Raw genomic sequence first — 16,310 nt, forward strand, 5'->3', positions numbered from 1 at the left:
CGGCGCCCCCCGGCACGGGGCGGGCGCCGCAGGTCGAGCGGGCCCGAGCAGTGAGCGGGGCCCCGGGCGGTGATCACTGCCCGGGGCCCCGTCATCACGCCCATCCGGGGATCACGCCCCCGTGCCCTCCTCAGCCGCCGGGCCCGTCACCGTTCCCGGCCCGCGCTGCGCAGCCAGGGCGCTCAGGGTCTCGTACGCGCCCTGGACGAAGCCCCGGCCGCGCGCGATCCGCGCCCCCGAGCGCGCCCCGGTCAGCACCGCCAGCCCGACCTGGGCCCGGGGGCTGAACCCGACGAAGGCGCTGCACCCCCGGGTCGACCCGGCGTGGAACACCAGTTCCTCGGCCCCCTCCGCCAGCTGCCGCTCCACCGGACCGACCAGGTCGCCGATGCCCTCGCCGTTGCCATTGCCGCCGCAGTCGCAGTCGGCGCCGCCACAAGCGCCGCCATCGCAACCGCCATCGCAACCGCCGGCGTCACCGCCGAACTGACCGGCCAACAGGCGCTGGGTCCAGCCCAGGCAGAGCCGGGTGCCGCCCCGGCGCCGCCCCACCCGCGGCCGTCGGACCTCGCCGAGCGCCGTCCGCAGCGCCGCCGCGTCGGTCCGTTCGGACAGCGGCACGGCGTCCAGCGACAGGTGCGCCTGCAGATAGCGGAGCATGTCGTCGGCGGTGGAGCGCAGGGCCGAGGCACCCGGCAGGGCGGGCAGCCGGAAGGAGGGCACCCGGCGCCCCCGCCGGTAACCGGCGACGTCCTCCCGGCCGGGGCCGCAGGAGGTGTCCACCAGGCCGAGCGGCCCGCAGACCCGGGCGGCCAGCAGGTCGTCGTAGCGCTGCCCGGCCGCGTTGGCCAGCAACAGTCCGAGCAGCCCGCAGCCGAGGTTGGAGTAGCGCACCTGGGTGCCCGGGGTCCCCCGGACCGGGGTCCGGGGCAGCGCCCCGAGCAGGTGCGCCGGCCCGAACGTGGCGTACGGGCGGGTGAACCAGCGGGGGGCCGCGGCCGGCAGCAGGCCGACCGGCAGCCGGGGCAGGCCCGAGGTGTGGGTGGCCAGGTGGAGGAGGGTGATCGGCCGCTCCTGCGGGTAGCCGGGGACGGCGTTCGCGGGGAGGTAGCGGTCGATCGGGTCGTCGTAGCGGACCTCGCCGCGGGCGGCCATCTCGGCGAGCAGCAGCGCGGTGAAGGTCTTGGTCACGGATCCGAGCTCGAACCGGGTGTCGGCCCGGACGGGGTGGAGCCCGGAGCGGTCGGAGTGTCCGCGGCAGGCGACCGTCCGTTCGTCACCGCGGATCACCGCGACGGCGACGCCGCCGTCCGGACCGGCGGTGCGGAACAGCGGGCGGAGCAGCCGGTCGAGGTCGGCGGGGATCTCGGGGAGGTCCGGGGAATCGTCCGAGGGGAGGCCCGGGGAGCCCTCCGGCGGGGGCTCCGGACGATCCTCCGGGAGAAGTCCGGGGAGGAGTCCCGGGAGCGCGACCGACCGCGGCTCGGGGCCGTTCGGATCGGCGGGCTCACCGGATAAGAGGGGCGGTTGGGGCATGGTGGTGCCGCCACCGGGCATGGTCGTGCCTCCAGCAGGTACAGCGGGAACAGCGGGGTGGGAAGGGGGATGCGCACCGGCCCGAACCGGGCGGGCGCCTGCCACCGACCCTAGGGAGCCGTTCACCCGGCTGCACTCGGCCTGAGCCGTTCGGGTGCCGGTCCCTTGCTCCTCGGGAGTGCAGAACCGGCCCACAGGGCTTAAGTCATTTGTAAGGACGATCCGGTGGTCACCCGAACGTCCCGCTAGACTGTTAAGGACGCATCAAGATCCTTGAGGCAGGACTCGCGGGCGTCACAGGGCGCGCCGGGAAGTCTGGTCGGCAACTGCACCACCCGTGCAACCGTTGCCGCTCCCAGCCCCAGGAGGTCTCCGTGACCGACCAGCCGCCCGTCCACGAGCCGACGACCCGCCGCCGGCAACTCCTCGGCCGGCTGTCGCTCCCAGAGCGCACCTTCATCACCGACGCCCTGCGCACCGAGACGGTCGGCGGCGTGCTGCTGCTGGCCGCCGCCGTGGTGGCGCTGATCTGGGCGAACGTCTGGCCGCACGGGTACGAGAGCCTGCTCGACTACAAGATCGGCCCGTCCGCCCCGCTGCACCTCGACCTCACCCTGGCCGACTGGGCCAAGGACGGCCTGCTGACGATCTTCTTCTTCGTGGCCGGCATCGAGCTCAAGCGCGAGTTCGTCGCGGGCGAGCTGCGCACTCCGAGTGCGGCCGCCCTCCCGGTGATCGCCGCGGTCTGCGGCGTCGCCCTGCCCGCAATTCTGTTCGCCCTGACCAACTCCGGCAGCGGCGGCCACCCCGGCGGCTGGGCCATCCCGACCGCCACCGACATCGCCTTCGCCCTCGGCGTGCTGGCCGTGGTCGGCAGTCACCTGCCCTCGGCGCTGCGCGCCTTCCTGCTCACCCTGGCCGTCGTCGACGACCTGATCGCGATCCTGATCATCGCGGTCTTCTACAGCTCCGGGATCAAGTTCTGGGCGCTCGGACTGGCCCTCGCCGGCCTGGTGCTGTTCTGGTTCCTGCACCGGCGCGGGGTGAAGGGCTGGTACCTGTTCGTGCCGCTGGCCGTCGTGGTCTGGGCACTGATGCACGAGAGCGGCATCCACGCCACGGTGGCGGGCGTCGCGATGGGCCTGATGCTGCGCTGCCACCGGGAGGGCGACGAGAAGCACTCCCCCGGCGAGCACATCGAGCACCTGGTCCGCCCGATCTCCGCCGGGCTGGCCGTCCCGGTGTTCGCACTGTTCGCGGCCGGGGTGTCGATCTCCGGCCCGGAGCTGCGCGAGGTGTTCACCCAGGCCACCCCGCTCGGCATCGTGATCGGGCTGCTGGTCGGCAAGACGGTGGGCATATTCGGCGGCACCTGGCTGGCCGCCCGGTTCACCCGGGCCGAGCTGAACCCCCAGCTCAAGTGGGCCGACCTGTTCGCCGTCTCGGTGCTCGCGGGAATCGGCTTCACCGTCTCGCTGCTGATCAGCGAACTGGCCTTCCCGCACGACCTGGCGCTCGCCACCCGCGCCAAGACGGCCGTCCTGGTCGGCTCGCTGCTCTGCGCGCTGGTCGCCACCGTGCTGCTCAAGCTGCGCAACCGGCACTACCGCGCGCTGTGCGAGGAGGAGGACCGGGACGAGGACGGCGACGGCATCCCGGACGTCTACCAGCAGGACGACCCGGCCTGGCGGGCCCGGAGCACCGACGCGGCGGCGGCCGTCGAGGCCGCCCGGCAGTTGCCCGGCGAGGGACCGGCGGCCGGCCGCTGAGCCCCCGTGGGAATGCCGCCGACGACCGTCCGGAGGCACCCCGAGCGACCGCCCAGCGGTCTTCCCAGCAGCCTTCCGGTGGCCGTGCAGTGGCCCTCCAGCGGCCTCCCAGGGGCCTTCCGAAGCCAGGACACGTCCCTCCGGCGGGGCCCCGGAGTGGTGTCCGACTGACCGGTAGGGGCATGATTCTGAGCTGTCGACAAACCGCTGACGCCTCCGGACCCCCCACCGGCCCCGGAAACCGCACCCCGCGCCGGCGTCACGCCGCAGCAGCCGCAGAGGAGAACCGCTGATGCCCGCAGGAGCCGCAGACCCGTCCAGCAACGGCCGGGCGCCCTACGAGGGCGAGCGTTCGGTGGGGCAGCTGTTCGCGGCGGCCACCGCCGATCTGAGCGCACTCGTGCACGACGAGATCGCCCTCGCCAAGTCCGAGATCAAGGCGGACGTCAAGCGCGGTGTCTCCGGCGGCGTCTCGGTCGGCGTCGCCCTCGTGGTGATCCTGTTCTCCGTCCCGATGCTGAGCGCCGCGTTCGCCTTCGGCATCCACGCGCTGGGCCTGTCGCTCGGCTGGTCCTTCCTCATCGTCGCGGGCGCCTACTGGGTGCTCGCCGGGGTGCTGTTCGTGGTGGCGAGGCGGTTCTTCAAGAAGATCCAGAAGCCCGAACGCACCATCGAGGGCGTCCACAGGACCGCCGAGGTGCTGAAGAACGCCCGGCCGCGTCCGGCCACCCAGGAGGAGATCGACCGGGGCCTGGGCCGCATCCCGTAACCCGCCCCGCGACCGACGTGCCCGGACCCGCCGACGGCGAGTGCCGGGCACGTGTCCTTCGCACGGATGTGACACGCTCTCGGTATGCCGCTCGACCACAAGCCCGCCACCGCGCAGCCGTCCGCCGTTTCCGGCCCCGACTCCGGCCCGGACGCCGGCCTCGACGCCGGCCCGGAGCCCGCCGGGGGCGCCCCCGCCCCCGGACGGTCCGACGAGGGTGCCGACGGCGCCGTCGGCGAGGCCTGGAGCATCCGGCGGTCCGGCCCCTGGACGCACCGCGACCTGGCGGCCAACGGCGCCCGCTTCCACATCACCGAGGTGGGTTCCGGCCCGCTGGTGCTGCTGGTGCACGGCTGGCCCGAGTACTGGTGGGCCTGGCGCCACCAACTGACCGCGCTGGCCGCGGCCGGCTACCGCGCGGTGGCGCTCGACCTGCGCGGCATCGGCGGCAGCGACCGCACCCCGCGCGGCTACGACCCGGGCAACCTGGCCCTGGACATCACCGGCGTGATCCGCTCGCTCGGCGAGCCCCGGGCGCACCTGGTCGGGCACGCCTCCGGCGGCACCCTGGCCTGGGTGGCGGCGGTGATGCGTCCGTCGGTGATCCGGAGCCTCACCGTGGTCTCCGCGGCACACCCCCGGGACCTCCGCCGGGCGCTGCTGACGGACCGCAAGCAGATGGCCGCCTTCGACCACGTGCTGGGCTTCCAGCGGCCGTGGATACCGGAACGCCGGCTGGTCGCGGACGACGCCGCGCTGGTGGGCCGTTACCTGGACGAGTGGACCGGCCCGAACAAGCTGGACGCGGCCGCCGTGCACGCGTACCGGCAGGCGATCCAGATCCCCAGCACCGCGCACTGCTCGATCGAGCCGTACCGCTGGCTGCTGCGCTCGATGGCGCGCCCGGACGGCATCCAGTTCGCCCGGCGGATGAAGAAGCCGATCACCGCGCCGACCCTGCACGTCCAGGGCGCCGCGGACCCGGTACTGCTGTCGCACACCGCGCTGGGCGGCGGCGAGTACGTGGCGGCGCCGTACCGCTGGCGGCTGCTGCCGGGGGTGGGGCACTTCCCGCACGAGGAGGCGCCGGAGGAGTTCACCGCCGAGCTGCTGGACTGGGTCGGTCGCCACAAGGAGTGACTGTCCGGAGGGGTGCCGGGGTCCCCGGGGGGGCGCCAGGGGACGTGCGAAAGTCCCAACTCCCTTGATGTTGCGCTCATATGACATGCGCATGGGCGAATTTCGACAAACCCGGACGGTTACTCCCACCGGCCCAGGGGCATCCATTCCGGTATGACCTGGATGCCCGATCGCGGCGACGCCCCGCGCGGCCGACGCCACAACAGCCCCCAGCGCTCCGCACACCGCCCGGACTGGTCGGAGGACCTCGGCTTCGACGGCCTCGACCGCCGCCAGCGCGGGGCGCAGCGGCAGATGGGCATCCCGCGCATCCTCGGCCGGCGGGCCCGGTGGGTCGGCGCACGACTGCGGCGCGAGACCTGAGGCCTCGCGCCGCGTCGGTCGGCCGTTCGCCGACCGGTCAGTTCACGATCTGCGGTGACAGCGCGGTGAACCAGAGCAGGACGAAGGTCGCCACCGACATGATCGGCACCAGCACCTTGGTCTCGACGTTGTTGCCGCTGCGCTTGATCAGCACGATCTCGTAGCGCTCCTTGTGCGGCCACAGCAGTGGCGCGCCCTTCTTGGTCAGGCAGTCGCCCAGCAGGTGTGCCAGCGTGCCCAGCCCGACCGCGTACGGCAGCCAGCCGGGCGAGCTGGGCATCCAGGTGTTCATCCCGAAGGTGCCGAGCGCGGCCAGGCCGATGACGGTGATCCATGCCTCCGGGCCGTTGCTCGGCGGGCACAGCCGCAGCGCCCGGACCGCCAGGGCCAGCAGGAAGAACGTCACCGTGAGGGTGAAGTAGCGGCCCAGGAAGGTGACGCCGGCCCAGGTGCCACCGCCCATCAGCGCGACGAACAGCAGCGAGTGGGTGGCGTGCCGGTGCCCGCCGGAGGCCCAGGCCACGAAGCGGCAGAGCGCCTTGGAGATCGGGCCGAGGAAGTTGGCGATCGAACCGTCGTGGTGGTCGAGGTCCGGCAGCAGCGCGGCGCCCGCGCACAGCACCGTGCCCATCAGTATGTCCGCCGGCTGCAGCGTGGTGTGCAGCAGCAGCGGGGGCAGGAACGGGGCGGAGGCCGCGTACAGCATCGCCCCGCTCACCGCGTGCGAATGACCCATCATCGGACTGCCACGACCTCCGTACGGCTCACTCCGGGACGGCACCCCGGTTGAGCCGAACGGGTGAGCGCGGCCGAGGCTACCAGGACGGGCTGACGGTACGACGGATCACGCACCGGCGGGCCCGGCGCGGCGTCAGAGCGCGCAGCCCTGGGTGTCCACCTTGGCGGTCGCGGCGCTGCCCGCCGTCACGTCGTCGCGCACCTCGGCCGAGGTCAGCACGTACCCGGTGTCGGCGCTGTCCAGGGACTTGGCGAAGACCACGCCGTACACCTGGCCGTCCGGGGTGAGCAGCGGGCCGCCGCTGTTGCCCTGGCGGACCAGCGAGCGCACCGCGTAGACGTCGCGCACCACCTGGCCGCGGTGGTAGATGTCCGGGCCGTTGGCCTGGATCCGGCCGCGGATGCGGGCGGGCTGGACGTTGAAGGCGCCGTTCTCGGGGAATCCGGCGACGATCGCGCTGTCGTTGGTCTTCGCCTCGCCGGCGAAGGTCAGCGCGGGCGCGTTCAGCTTGGGCACGTCCAGGACGGCGATGTCGCGCTGCCAGTCGTAGCGGACCACCGTGGCGTCGTACAGCTGGCCGACGCCGCCGATCTGCACGGTCGGCTCGTCGACGCCGCCGACCACGTGGGCGTTGGTCATCACCCGGTGCGGGGCGAAGACGAAGCCGCTGCCCTCCAGGGTCTTGCCGCAGGAGGTCGCGGCGCCGACCACCTTGACCAGGCTCTGCCTCGCCTTGGCCACCGCCGCGCTGTTGGCCAGCGCCGGGTCGGGGGTGTCGACCTGGGTGATCGGCTCGTGCTCGAAGGGGTTGAAGACCTGCGGGAAGCCGTTGCGGGCCAGCACCTTGGAGAAGTCGGAGAACCAGTTCGGCGCGTCGCCGGGCAGCGCGTTCTGGACGCCGCCGAGGATCGCCGAGGACCGGACCTGCTTGGAGACCGTCGGCAGTGATGTCCCGGCCAGCGCGGAGCCGATCAGCCAGGCCACCAGCAGCATCGAGATCACGTTGACCACCGCGCCGCCGGACGCGTCCAGCACCCGGGCCGGGCGGCGGTCGATGTGCCCGCGCAGCTTCCAGCCGTAGTGCGCGGTGACCGCCTGTCCGATCGCGGCGAAGACGATCACCACCACGACGGCCACCACCGAGGCCGTGGTGCCGGGGCTCAGGTGGTCGAGCAGCAGCGGCAGCAGCTGGACGGCCAGCAGGCCGCCGCCGAGGAAGCCGACGAGCGAGAGGACGCCCACCACGAAGCCCTGCCGGTAGCCCGAAACGGCGAATCCGACGGCGGCGAGGACCAGCAGCACATCCAGGACGTTCACTCCGACACCCTCCCACGCTTCGCGACCGTGCCGCGCCGACGGCCCGTCACGAGCCGTCGGCGTCGCCGCCCGGCAGGGCCCGGGAGTGCTCGAGGTCGCCCTGGACGAGTGCCAGCGCGTCGTCCGAGAGGTCGACGACCCGGGACGGGTCCCAGGGCAGCTCCAGCCCGCTGTGGTGCAGCACCCGGTCGATCACCCCGGCGGTGAACCCCCAGACCAGCCGCCCGGCGACCGCGAAGGCCGGCCCGACGTGCCCGGACGGGTGCCGCAGCCGGACCCGGTTCGCCGGGTCCGCCAGGTCGGCGATCGTCACCCGGAACACCGCGCCGGTCTCGCCCTGGTCCACCGGCCGCACCGGCGACTCCTCTCGCCACCAGCCCAGCACCGGGGTCACCACGAAGCTGCTCACCGGGATGTACAGCCGGGGCAGTTCGGCGAAGACCTGCACCCCGGCCGGGTCCAGACCGGTCTCCTCCCAGGCCTCGCGCAGCGCCGCCGCGACCGGGCCGGGACCGTCCGGGTCACCGTCCTCCGGGTCCAGCGCGCCGCCCGGGAAGGACGGCTGGCCGGCGTGCGAGCGCAGCGACCGGGCCCGCTCGATCAGCAGCAGGTCCGGCCCGTCCGGGCCCTCGCCGAACAGCATCAGCACGGCCGCCGCCCGGCCGCCCTCGCGCGGCGGCAGGAAACGGCTCAGCTGCTCCGGCAGCACCCTCTCGGCCGCGTCCCGGACCGGCTCCAGCCAGTCCGGCAGGCCGTTCCGCTCGATGGCAGTCGTGCTCACGCCTCCACCCCCAGGTCCGCGATCCGCCCGTGGTGGGCCTCGGCGTCAGCGCGGGCCGCCGCCTCGCCGGGGAAGTCCGACGGCGGCTTCAGCCGCTGGCCGGGCTGGCCGCCCATCTCGTACTTGAGCAGCTTGCGGGCCTTCTCCTGGTCCAGCTCGCCCTCCCCGTACGAGGGGCAGAGCGGCGCGATCGGGCAGGCCCCGCAGGCGGGCTTCTGGGAGTGGCAGATCCGGCGGCCGTGGAAGACCACGCGGTGCGAGAGCATCGTCCACTCCGACTTCGGGAAGATCTCGGCGACGGCCAGCTCGACCTTCACCGGGTCCTCCTCGGCCGTCCAGCCGAACCGCCGGGCCAGCCGCCCGAAGTGGGTGTCCACAGTGATCCCGGGGACGCCGAAGGCGTTGCCGAGCACGACGTTGGCGGTCTTGCGGCCGACCCCGGGCAGCGTCACCAGGTCGGCCAGCCGGCCCGGGACCTCACCCCCGAAGTCGTCGCGCAGGGCGGTCGACAGGCCGATCAGCGACTTCGCCTTGTTCCGGAAGAAGCCGGTCGGACGGATGATCTGCTCCAGCTCCTCCGGGTTCGCCGCCGCCATGTCCTCCGGCGTCGGGTACTTGGCGAACAGCGCCGGGGTGGTCTGGTTCACCCGCAGGTCGGTGGTCTGCGCCGACAGCACGGTGGCCACCAGCAGTTGGAACGGGTTCTCGAAGTCCAGCTCCGGGTGCGCGTACGGGTACAGCTCCGCCAGCTCACGGTTGATCCGCCGGGCCCGCCGCACCATCGCCAGGTGCGACTCCGGCTTCCTCGGCTTCACGGCCGGCTGGTTCGCCATGGGCTTGTTCGCCACCGGCTGCTTCGCCGCCGTCGTCTTCCCGACCGGCTTCTCCGCGGGCTGCTTCGGCGCCGTCGCCTTCCGGACCTTGCTCTCTGCCATGGACGAAGGCTACGCCGAGCGGCGGACCGCTTGGGGCCGATCAAGGAGGGAAGAACCCCCTGCCGGGGCGGCTGTTGTGCGAAGGGGGCGGTCCGGGTGGGGTGGTCACCGCGGGGGGCGGCCGATCGTGCCCTCGAGGGTGTTGAGGAGGCCGGCCAGGGCGTCGGCGAGGCGGGCCTGCTCGTCGGGGGTGAGGCCGGCGAGGAGGGCGCGGTCGTGGGCGACGAGTTCCTGGACCAGGCCGTCGACCAGTTCGCGGCCCGCGTCGGTGAGGGAGAGGTGGGCGACCCGGCGGTCGCGCTCGTCCGGGCGGCGGCTGACCAGGCCGCGCTCCTCCAGCAGGCGCAGACGCTTGGTGACGGCGGCGCCGGAGGCGAAGCTCTCGCGGGCCAGCTGGGTGGGCGTCAGCTCGCGGTCGACCCGGCGCAGGGCGCCGAGGATGTCAAACTCGGCGCGGGTGAGGCCGGTCCGGGTGAGCGGGTCAGGGGTCTGCTGGAGCAGTGCGGCGCAGCGGTTGATCCGGCCGAGGACGGCGATCGGGCCGGTGTCCAGGCCCGGGTAGGCACGCTCCCACTGGCGCAGCACACCTGCGACGACGTCCTCCACGTGTGCTGCTCCCGTTCCGCGACCGACCGTCCGGCTGTCCGTCGATCCTAGGGCCTGTACGGCAGGCCCTAGGCGGCGCGCGCTCCGGTGCCCCGCCGTTCCAGCAGGGCTGCCAGCAGGTGGTGGGCGTGGCGTTCGGTGTCGACGGTGCGCTGGTGCGGGAGCGCGGGGCGGCGCCACTCGCCGGTGGCGGTGTCGGCGGCCTCGCGCAGTTCCAGCAGGGCGGTGGCCAGGCCGGTCCGGGCCGCGGCGGCCTCGGAGCCGGCGGTGGCGGCGGTGGCGGCGGTGGCGGCGGTGGCGACGGCGGCCCGGGCCCGACGGGTGGCGGTATCGACCCCGGTCAGGGCGCGGGACAGCCGGGTGGCGGTGCGGCGGTTGGTGACCAGCAGGCAGGCGGCGAGGCCGGTGACCGCGCCCACGCAGGTGTCCAGCCAGCGGTCGGCGACCAGCGCCCGGGCGGGCTGGAGGCCGGCGAACTCGGTCATCATCAGGGCCATCGGGGTGACGAAGACGGTGGCCAGCCAGTAGCTGCGGGCGATCGTCGCCTCCGCACCGACCTGGCAGAGCAGCCCGAGCGCGATCAGCGCCACCGGGCCCGAGTGCGCGACGGGCAGGAGGGCGGTGAACGCGGCGAGGCCGAGCAGGTTGCCCAGCACCCGCTGCAGTGCGCGCTGCCAGGACAGTGTGCTGTTGGCCTGGAACACCGAGGCCGCGGTGACCACCGCCCAGTACGGCCGCCCGACACCGAGCGCCAGCGAGAGCCACCCGGCCGCGGCGCAGCCGACCGCCACCCGCAGGCCGATCGGCAGCAGCGCGGAACCGGGTCGCAGCGCCCGGTGCGGTGCCGGGCGGGGGGCGGGCCGGTGGGCGCGCAGTTCGGCCGCCTCCGCCTCGGTGAGCTCCGGCAGCGGCAGCGGGCGACCCCGGCGCAGGTCGCGGGCCCAGGCCGAGTACCGCTCGGCGGCGGCCGGGTCGGCGGGCGCGGCCAGGGCCGACTCGGCGTGGACGAGCAGCCGCTCGGGTGCGTCGCCGAGGGCCGGCCACCGGGCCGGGGAGGACTGCCCGAGGCTCCGCCGGGCCGCGTCGACCGCGCCGACCAGGGCCGTCCGGGCCGCGTCCGGTGTGCCGGGCCCGGTGCGCGCCAGCCGGGCGGCGGCCTCCAGTGCGCGGGCGGTGGCGATCCGCTCGGGCCCGTACGGGCGCAGCAGCGCGGGGGCCATGCCGACCAGCCAGGCCAGTGCGGCGCCGAGCGCGGCGAGCGCCAGGTGCGGGGGGAGGTCGGCGGGGCGCTGGGGGACGAAGGCGCAGCCGGCCGTGGTGAAGGTGATGATCAGGCTGCCGGGCGGGCCGATCCGGGCGGCGTCGCAGCCCAGTTTGTGCAGCGCGGCGAGCCCGGCGGCCACCGCGACCAGGATGACGGCGTCGCGGGTCAGCGCGGCGGCGGTGAGGGCGGCGGCGGTGCTGAGCAGGGTGCCGAGCAGGACGCCGGCCAGGGTACGGGCCCGGGCGCGGTAGGGCAGGCCGTGTCCGTACAGCGCGCCGAGTCCGCCGGCCGAGGTGTAGAGCGCGAGGTCGAGCCGGCCTAGGGCGAGCAGGGTGAGGTTGAGGGTGCCGAGGGTCACCACGGCGCTGAGGGCGGGCTTGTGCCAGCTGTCGCCGGGCGGGCCGACCCGGAGTGCCTGTCGGAACTGGGCGGTTGTGGCCATGCAAAAAGATTAGCAGGTAATTTACCTGTAAAGCATATGCCCGCGGGACGCGCGCCGGAGGCCGTCGTCAGCGCCCTCGGAGGCCTCGGAAGAAATCTCCGGCCGGAGCGATGAGTTCTGCGGCGAGCCCCGGTCTACCCCCGCGACCGACTCGTCCGGCTCTTCCGACCGAAGGAACACCCCATGAGCACCGTGGTCTCCACCGACGGCACCACCATCGCCTGCACCGTCACCGGCTCCGGCCCGGCCGTCGTCCTGGTGGACGGGGCGATCGGCCACCGCGGCTTCGACCCGGGCGTCGCCGTCTCCGAGCGGCTCTCGGCCCACCACACCGTGTGGGCCTACGACCGGCGCGGCCGCGGCGGCAGCGGGGACACCGCACCGTTCGCCGTCGAGCGCGAGATCGAGGACCTGGCGGCCGTGATCACGGCGGCCGGCGGCTCGGCCGCGGTCTTCGGCATCTCCTCGGGCGCCGCGCTCGCCCTGCGGGCCGCGGCGGCGGGCGTCGGGATGAGCCGACTCGCCGTCTACGAGCCGCCGTTCAGCACCGAGGAGGGGCGGAGCGAGCAGTTCGTCGGGTACGTCGCCGAGTTGGAGGCGGCGATCGCCGAGGGACGGCGCGGGGACGCCGTCGCGGCCTTCATGACCTTCGTCGGGATGCCCGGCGAAATGGTGGAGGGGATGCGCTCCGCCCCGGTGTGGCCGGTGTTCGAGGCGGTCGCGCCGACCCTGGCGTACGACGCGGAGGCGCTCGGCGGGCGGACCGGCGGCACGGTGCCGACCGAGCTGCTGGCCACGGTCGCCGTGCCCACCCTGGTCCTGGACGGCGGCGCCAGCCCGGAGCTGCTGCGGGCGCCCACCCGCGCGGTGGCCGGGGCCGTGCCGGGCGCCGAGTACCGGACGCTGGCCGACCAGACCCACGAGGTGGCGCCCGAGGTGCTGGTGCCGGAGCTGCTGAGCTTCTTCGCCTGAGCCGCCTGAGCCGCCTGATCCGGGTCCGGGGACTCCGCGGACCTCCATCCGCCGGCGCTCCGGGGCCTGTCCGGCAAGCTCCGCCGGACACGCCCTCGCTAGTCTTCCGAACGTCTGACGATCGGAGAAAGAGGAAGCATGGACGGGGACTTCAAGGACTTCGCGGACATTCCCACCACCACCCTGGCCGACGTCCTGGGCCGCGCGCAGGTCATGGACATCGGCCTGCGCCCGCTCTGGGCGGGCATGCCCCGGGTCGCCGGACCGGCCTTCACCGTGCAGTGCCCGCCCGGCGACAACCTGATGCTGCACGCCGCGATCTACCGGGCCGAGCCCGGCTCGGTGATCGTGGTGGAGTCCGGCGACCTGGACCACGCGCTGGCCGGCGGCAACGTCTGTGCCGTGGCCCAGCGCCGGGGCGTCGCCGCCTTCGTGGCGGACGGCCTGATCCGGGACCTCGCCGAGGTGCGGGAACTGGGCTTCCCGGTGGTCGCCCGGGGCGTCATCCCGATCCCCGGGGCGAAGAAGCAACTGGGCAGCCACGGCGCCCCGGTGCGCTGCGGCGGCGTGCTGGTGGCGCCCGGCGACATCGTGGTGGCCGACGAGGAGGGCGTCGTGGTGGTGCCCGCCGCCGAGCGGGCGAGCGCCCTGGCGGCGGCCCGGGCGAAGCTGGCCAAGGAGGCCGCTGAGACCCTGGACGACTGGGAGGCCGCCCACCACGCCCGGATCGAGCAGAGCCTCGCCGAGCTGGGCTTCACCGGCTGAGCCGGATCCGCAGGACCGCAGGGCCGCAGGGCCGCAGGGCCGCAGGGCCGCAGGGCGATCAGTACAGCCCGTTCAGCTCCCCGAAGCCGAGCGCGCCGTCGAGCTCGGTCAGCGTCCCGGCGCCGAGCAGTTCGACGGCGGCCCGGTGGGCCGTGGTGTACGCGGCCTGGGCCAGGCCGGTGCCGACGCTGACTCGCCGCACCCCCGTGGCGGCGAGTTCGGCGACGGTCGGCCCGCCCGCTCCGGCCATCGCGTTCACCGGCAACGGAGAGCGCCGGCACAGCTCGGTGAGGGTGTCGAGGTCCAGCAGCCCGGGGACGAACAGGCCGTCGGCGCCCGCCTCGGCGTAGGCCTCGGCCCGGGCCAGGACGTCGTCCAGCCCGCCGAGCCCGAACAGGAAGACGTCGGTACGGGCGTTGACCAGCAGTTCGGGGAGCCCGGCCGCCGCGGCCGCCGTCCGGGCCGCGCGCAGCCGTCCGGCCTGCTGGGCCACCGGGAACAGCGGCCCGCCGACGGTCGTGGAGTCCTCCAGGTTGACCCCGGCCACGCCGGCGCCAACCAGCTCGGTGACGGTCGCGGCCACGTCGGCGGGCAGCGGCCCGTACCCGCCCTCGGCGTCGACGGTGACCGGCAGGTCCACCGCGGCGACGACCCGGCGGGCCGCAGCGACCGCCGCCGCCCGGTCCATCCGCTGCCCGTCGCCGTGCCCGAGCGACCAGGAGACGCCGCCGCTCGTGGTGGCGATCGCCCGGGCGCCGGCCGAGGCGATCACCGCGGCGCTGCCCGCGTCCCAGGCGTTGGGCAGGACGAGCACGCCCTCCGCAAGGAGCTCGCGCAGCCGCAGTGCCCGCTCGCGGGCCTCGGGGGTGGTGGACATGACGGGTCACCGGCTTTCGTACGGATCGGTGGGGACGCAGGCATCCTGCGCCCCGTCGCCGGCCGGCCGCCAGTGTTTAAGCTGGGGCCGAATCTTCTCCAGGAGGGGTGCAGGTGCGGACGGAACTCCACTTCTCCGCGCAGGACTTGGCGCTGACCCGGTTCGCCGTCAGCCCGATGCAGGAGGTGGTGACCAGTCTGCGCGCCCTCGCCCACTCCCCCGCCCCGGCGCTGCACCGCCGCTGGGCCGGGCAGGTCCGCGAGCGGCTGGCCACCGCCGGGCTGGACCGGGGTCGGCTGGCCGCGATGGTCCCGCCCGACGGCCACCTGCCCGACTTCCTCAACCCCGCCCCGGCCGGCTTCTCCCCCACCCTCGCCGAGGAGCTGGCCGCGATCGCCGCGTCCGGCGCCGGGCAGGTGCGGGCCGATCTCGACATCGTGGCCGCCGAGGCGGGCGGCCGGCTCCCGGCCGTCCTGGCGCCGCTGTACCGCGACCCGGACGGCCAGCTGCCCCGGCTGGCCGCCGAGATCGAGGCGTACTGGGAGCTGGCGCTCGCGCCGTACTGGGCCCGGATCCGGGCACTGCTGGCCGCGGACGTCTTCCACCGCTCCCGGCAGGCCGCCGAGCACGGCACCGCGCGGATGCTGGACGAACTGCACGAGACGGTCCGCTGGGACGGCACCGCGCTGCGGCTGGAGCGCCGGCACTGCGCCGTGGCCCGGCTGACCGCCGGTTCCGGACTGCTGCTCCTGCCCTCGGCCTTCGCCTGGCCACGGGTGCTCACCCGGGTGCTGCCGCCCGAGCCGCCGCAGCTGATCTACCCGGCGCGCGGCACGGCCGCGCTCTGGGAGGAGCGCCCCGGCTCGGCCGCGCGCACCGATGCGCTGGCCGCCGTCCTCGGCCGCTCCCGGGCTCGGCTGCTGGCCGAGCTGGACTCCCCGGCCTCGACCACCGAGCTGGCCGGCCGGACCGGACTCTCCCCGGCGGCCGTCTCCCAGCACCTCGCCGCCCTGCGGGCGGCGGGCCTGACCAGTGCCCACCGGGCCGGGCACGCAGTCCTCTCCGCCCGCACCGCGGTGGGCGACTCCCTGTTCGCTCCGAACGGACAGACGTTCGAGAAAGCAGCGGTCGCCGGGCACCCCGCCCCGTGACCCGCCGGTACGAATGGCCCCGCACCGCACACCCGGACACACCCCCTCCTCATATGATCGGAGCGACATGCGCCATGCTTGGTGATGCAGAACACTGAACGGAACTTGCGCCGGACGGCCCACCCGCCGGACGGCCGAGAAGGAGGAAGCACGTGGACGACGTTCTGCGGCGCGCCGCACTCTTCGCGGCACTCGACGACGAACAGGCCGGCGAGCTGCGCGCTTCCATGACCGAGGTCACCCTCGCCCGTGGTGAGTCGCTGTTCCACGAGGGCGACCCGGGCGACCGGCTGTACGTCGTCGCCGAGGGCAAGGTCAAGCTGCACCGCGCCTCCCCGGACGGCCGCGAGAACATGCTGGCCGTGCTCGGCCCCAGCGAGATGATCGGCGAGCTGTCGCTGTTCGACCCGGGCCCGCGCACCGCCACCGCCAGCGCGCTGACCGAGGTCAAGCTGCTCGGCCTCGGCCACGGCGACCTGCAGCCCTGGCTGCACGCCCGCCCCGAGGTGTCCATCGCGCTGCTCCGGGCCATCGCCCGCCGACTGCGCCGGACCAACGACGTGATGTCCGACCTGGTCTTCTCCGACGTGCCCGGGCGCGTCGCCAAGGCCCTGCTGGACCTCTCCCGCCGCTTCGGCGTGCAGTCCGAGGAGGGCATCCACGTCGCCCACGACCTCACCCAGGAGGAGCTGGCCCAGCTGGTCGGCGCCTCCCGCGAGACCGTCAACAAGGCGCTCGCCGACTTCGCCGGCCGCGGCTGGCTGAAGCTGGAGGCCCGCGCGGTGGTCCTGATGGACGTCGAGCGACTGTCCCGCCGCTCGCGCTGACACCGTACGAACGCATGACTATAATACACATCTGACGCTGCCGCCGATTGAGGGAGT

16 protein-coding genes are annotated in these 16,310 nt (G+C 74.4%); 8 read left to right on the forward strand and 8 right to left on the reverse strand.

Going from position 1 to position 16,310, the window contains the following annotated elements; genetic code table 11:
- Positions 1-111 precede the first annotated feature (111 nt).
- A complete protein-coding gene (locus ACFWIS_RS20245) occupies positions 112-1,557 on the reverse strand; it encodes a serine hydrolase domain-containing protein (RefSeq protein WP_380523940.1) in 1,446 nt (481 codons plus the stop codon).
- Between the two features lie 353 nt (positions 1,558-1,910).
- On the opposite strand from ACFWIS_RS20245, the gene nhaA reads away from it, so the two are divergent.
- The 4 genes from nhaA (at position 1,911) to ACFWIS_RS20265 (ending at position 5,577) form a co-directional block, all read left to right on the forward strand.
- Positions 1,911-3,305 carry a Na+/H+ antiporter NhaA gene (nhaA, locus tag ACFWIS_RS20250; protein WP_380451330.1) on the forward strand — a complete coding sequence of 465 codons (1,395 nt, stop codon included), beginning with the start codon at positions 1,911-1,913 and terminating at the stop codon, positions 3,303-3,305.
- A gap of 292 nt (positions 3,306-3,597) precedes the next feature.
- The gene (locus ACFWIS_RS20255; RefSeq protein ID WP_380451328.1) at positions 3,598-4,074 is read left to right on the forward strand and encodes a phage holin family protein; all 477 of its coding nucleotides are present in this window, start codon (positions 3,598-3,600) and stop codon (positions 4,072-4,074) included.
- An 84-nt stretch (positions 4,075-4,158) separates the two neighbouring features.
- Entirely contained in the window at positions 4,159-5,214 is a 1,056-nt protein-coding gene (locus tag ACFWIS_RS20260; RefSeq protein ID WP_380451326.1) for an alpha/beta fold hydrolase, read from the forward strand.
- 153 nt (positions 5,215-5,367) lie between these two features.
- On the forward strand, positions 5,368-5,577 hold the full coding sequence (locus ACFWIS_RS20265; protein ID WP_380451325.1) for a hypothetical protein: 210 nt from the start codon (positions 5,368-5,370) through the stop codon (positions 5,575-5,577).
- Between the two features lie 37 nt (positions 5,578-5,614).
- Here ACFWIS_RS20265 and ACFWIS_RS20270 read toward each other — a convergent pair whose 3' ends face one another.
- The 6 genes from ACFWIS_RS20270 to ACFWIS_RS20295 all read right to left on the reverse strand — a co-directional run bounded on the left by ACFWIS_RS20270 (position 5,615) and on the right by ACFWIS_RS20295 (position 11,661).
- Positions 5,615-6,316, reverse strand: a complete 702-nt coding sequence (locus ACFWIS_RS20270) for a metal-dependent hydrolase (protein WP_380451323.1) — start codon at positions 6,314-6,316, stop codon at positions 5,615-5,617.
- Positions 6,317-6,448: 132 nt separating this feature from the next.
- Positions 6,449-7,633: a MarP family serine protease gene (locus ACFWIS_RS20275; protein WP_380451321.1), complete on the reverse strand. Its 1,185-nt coding sequence runs from the start codon at positions 7,631-7,633 to the stop codon at positions 6,449-6,451.
- 46 nt (positions 7,634-7,679) lie between these two features.
- Entirely contained in the window at positions 7,680-8,414 is a 735-nt protein-coding gene (locus ACFWIS_RS20280; protein WP_380451319.1) for an NUDIX hydrolase, read from the reverse strand.
- The gene (gene nth, locus ACFWIS_RS20285) at positions 8,411-9,349 is read right to left on the reverse strand and encodes an endonuclease III (protein WP_380451317.1); all 939 of its coding nucleotides are present in this window, start codon (positions 9,347-9,349) and stop codon (positions 8,411-8,413) included. Before nth ends, ACFWIS_RS20280 begins: the two co-directional genes overlap by 4 nt.
- A gap of 105 nt (positions 9,350-9,454) precedes the next feature.
- Positions 9,455-9,955, reverse strand: a complete 501-nt coding sequence (locus tag ACFWIS_RS20290) for a MarR family winged helix-turn-helix transcriptional regulator (RefSeq protein ID WP_380451315.1) — start codon at positions 9,953-9,955, stop codon at positions 9,455-9,457.
- Between the two features lie 68 nt (positions 9,956-10,023).
- A complete protein-coding gene (locus ACFWIS_RS20295; protein ID WP_380451313.1) occupies positions 10,024-11,661 on the reverse strand; it encodes an FUSC family protein in 1,638 nt (545 codons plus the stop codon).
- A 183-nt stretch (positions 11,662-11,844) separates the two neighbouring features.
- Between ACFWIS_RS20295 and ACFWIS_RS20300 the strand changes: the two genes are divergently transcribed.
- Complete coding sequence (locus ACFWIS_RS20300; RefSeq protein WP_380451311.1) at positions 11,845-12,633, forward strand: alpha/beta fold hydrolase; 789 nt, start codon at positions 11,845-11,847, stop codon at positions 12,631-12,633.
- Positions 12,634-12,771: 138 nt separating this feature from the next.
- Positions 12,772-13,398 (forward strand): RraA family protein, encoded by a 627-nt coding sequence (locus ACFWIS_RS20305; protein WP_380451309.1) that lies wholly within the window; start codon positions 12,772-12,774, stop codon positions 13,396-13,398.
- Between the two features lie 58 nt (positions 13,399-13,456).
- Here ACFWIS_RS20305 and ACFWIS_RS20310 read toward each other — a convergent pair whose 3' ends face one another.
- Positions 13,457-14,275, reverse strand: coding sequence for an isocitrate lyase/phosphoenolpyruvate mutase family protein (locus ACFWIS_RS20310; protein WP_380451308.1), 819 nt, complete (start codon positions 14,273-14,275; stop codon positions 13,457-13,459).
- A gap of 113 nt (positions 14,276-14,388) precedes the next feature.
- Here ACFWIS_RS20310 and ACFWIS_RS20315 point away from each other — a divergent pair, with 113 nt between their 5' ends.
- Positions 14,389-15,426 carry a DUF5937 family protein gene (locus tag ACFWIS_RS20315; protein ID WP_380451306.1) on the forward strand — a complete coding sequence of 346 codons (1,038 nt, stop codon included), beginning with the start codon at positions 14,389-14,391 and terminating at the stop codon, positions 15,424-15,426.
- A gap of 152 nt (positions 15,427-15,578) precedes the next feature.
- A complete protein-coding gene (locus tag ACFWIS_RS20320; protein WP_030240972.1) occupies positions 15,579-16,253 on the forward strand; it encodes a Crp/Fnr family transcriptional regulator in 675 nt (224 codons plus the stop codon).
- Positions 16,254-16,310 lie beyond the last annotated feature (57 nt).

It is taken from the genome of Kitasatospora sp. NPDC127060 (assembly GCF_042724935.1).
GTDB lineage: Bacteria > Actinomycetota > Actinomycetes > Streptomycetales > Streptomycetaceae > Kitasatospora.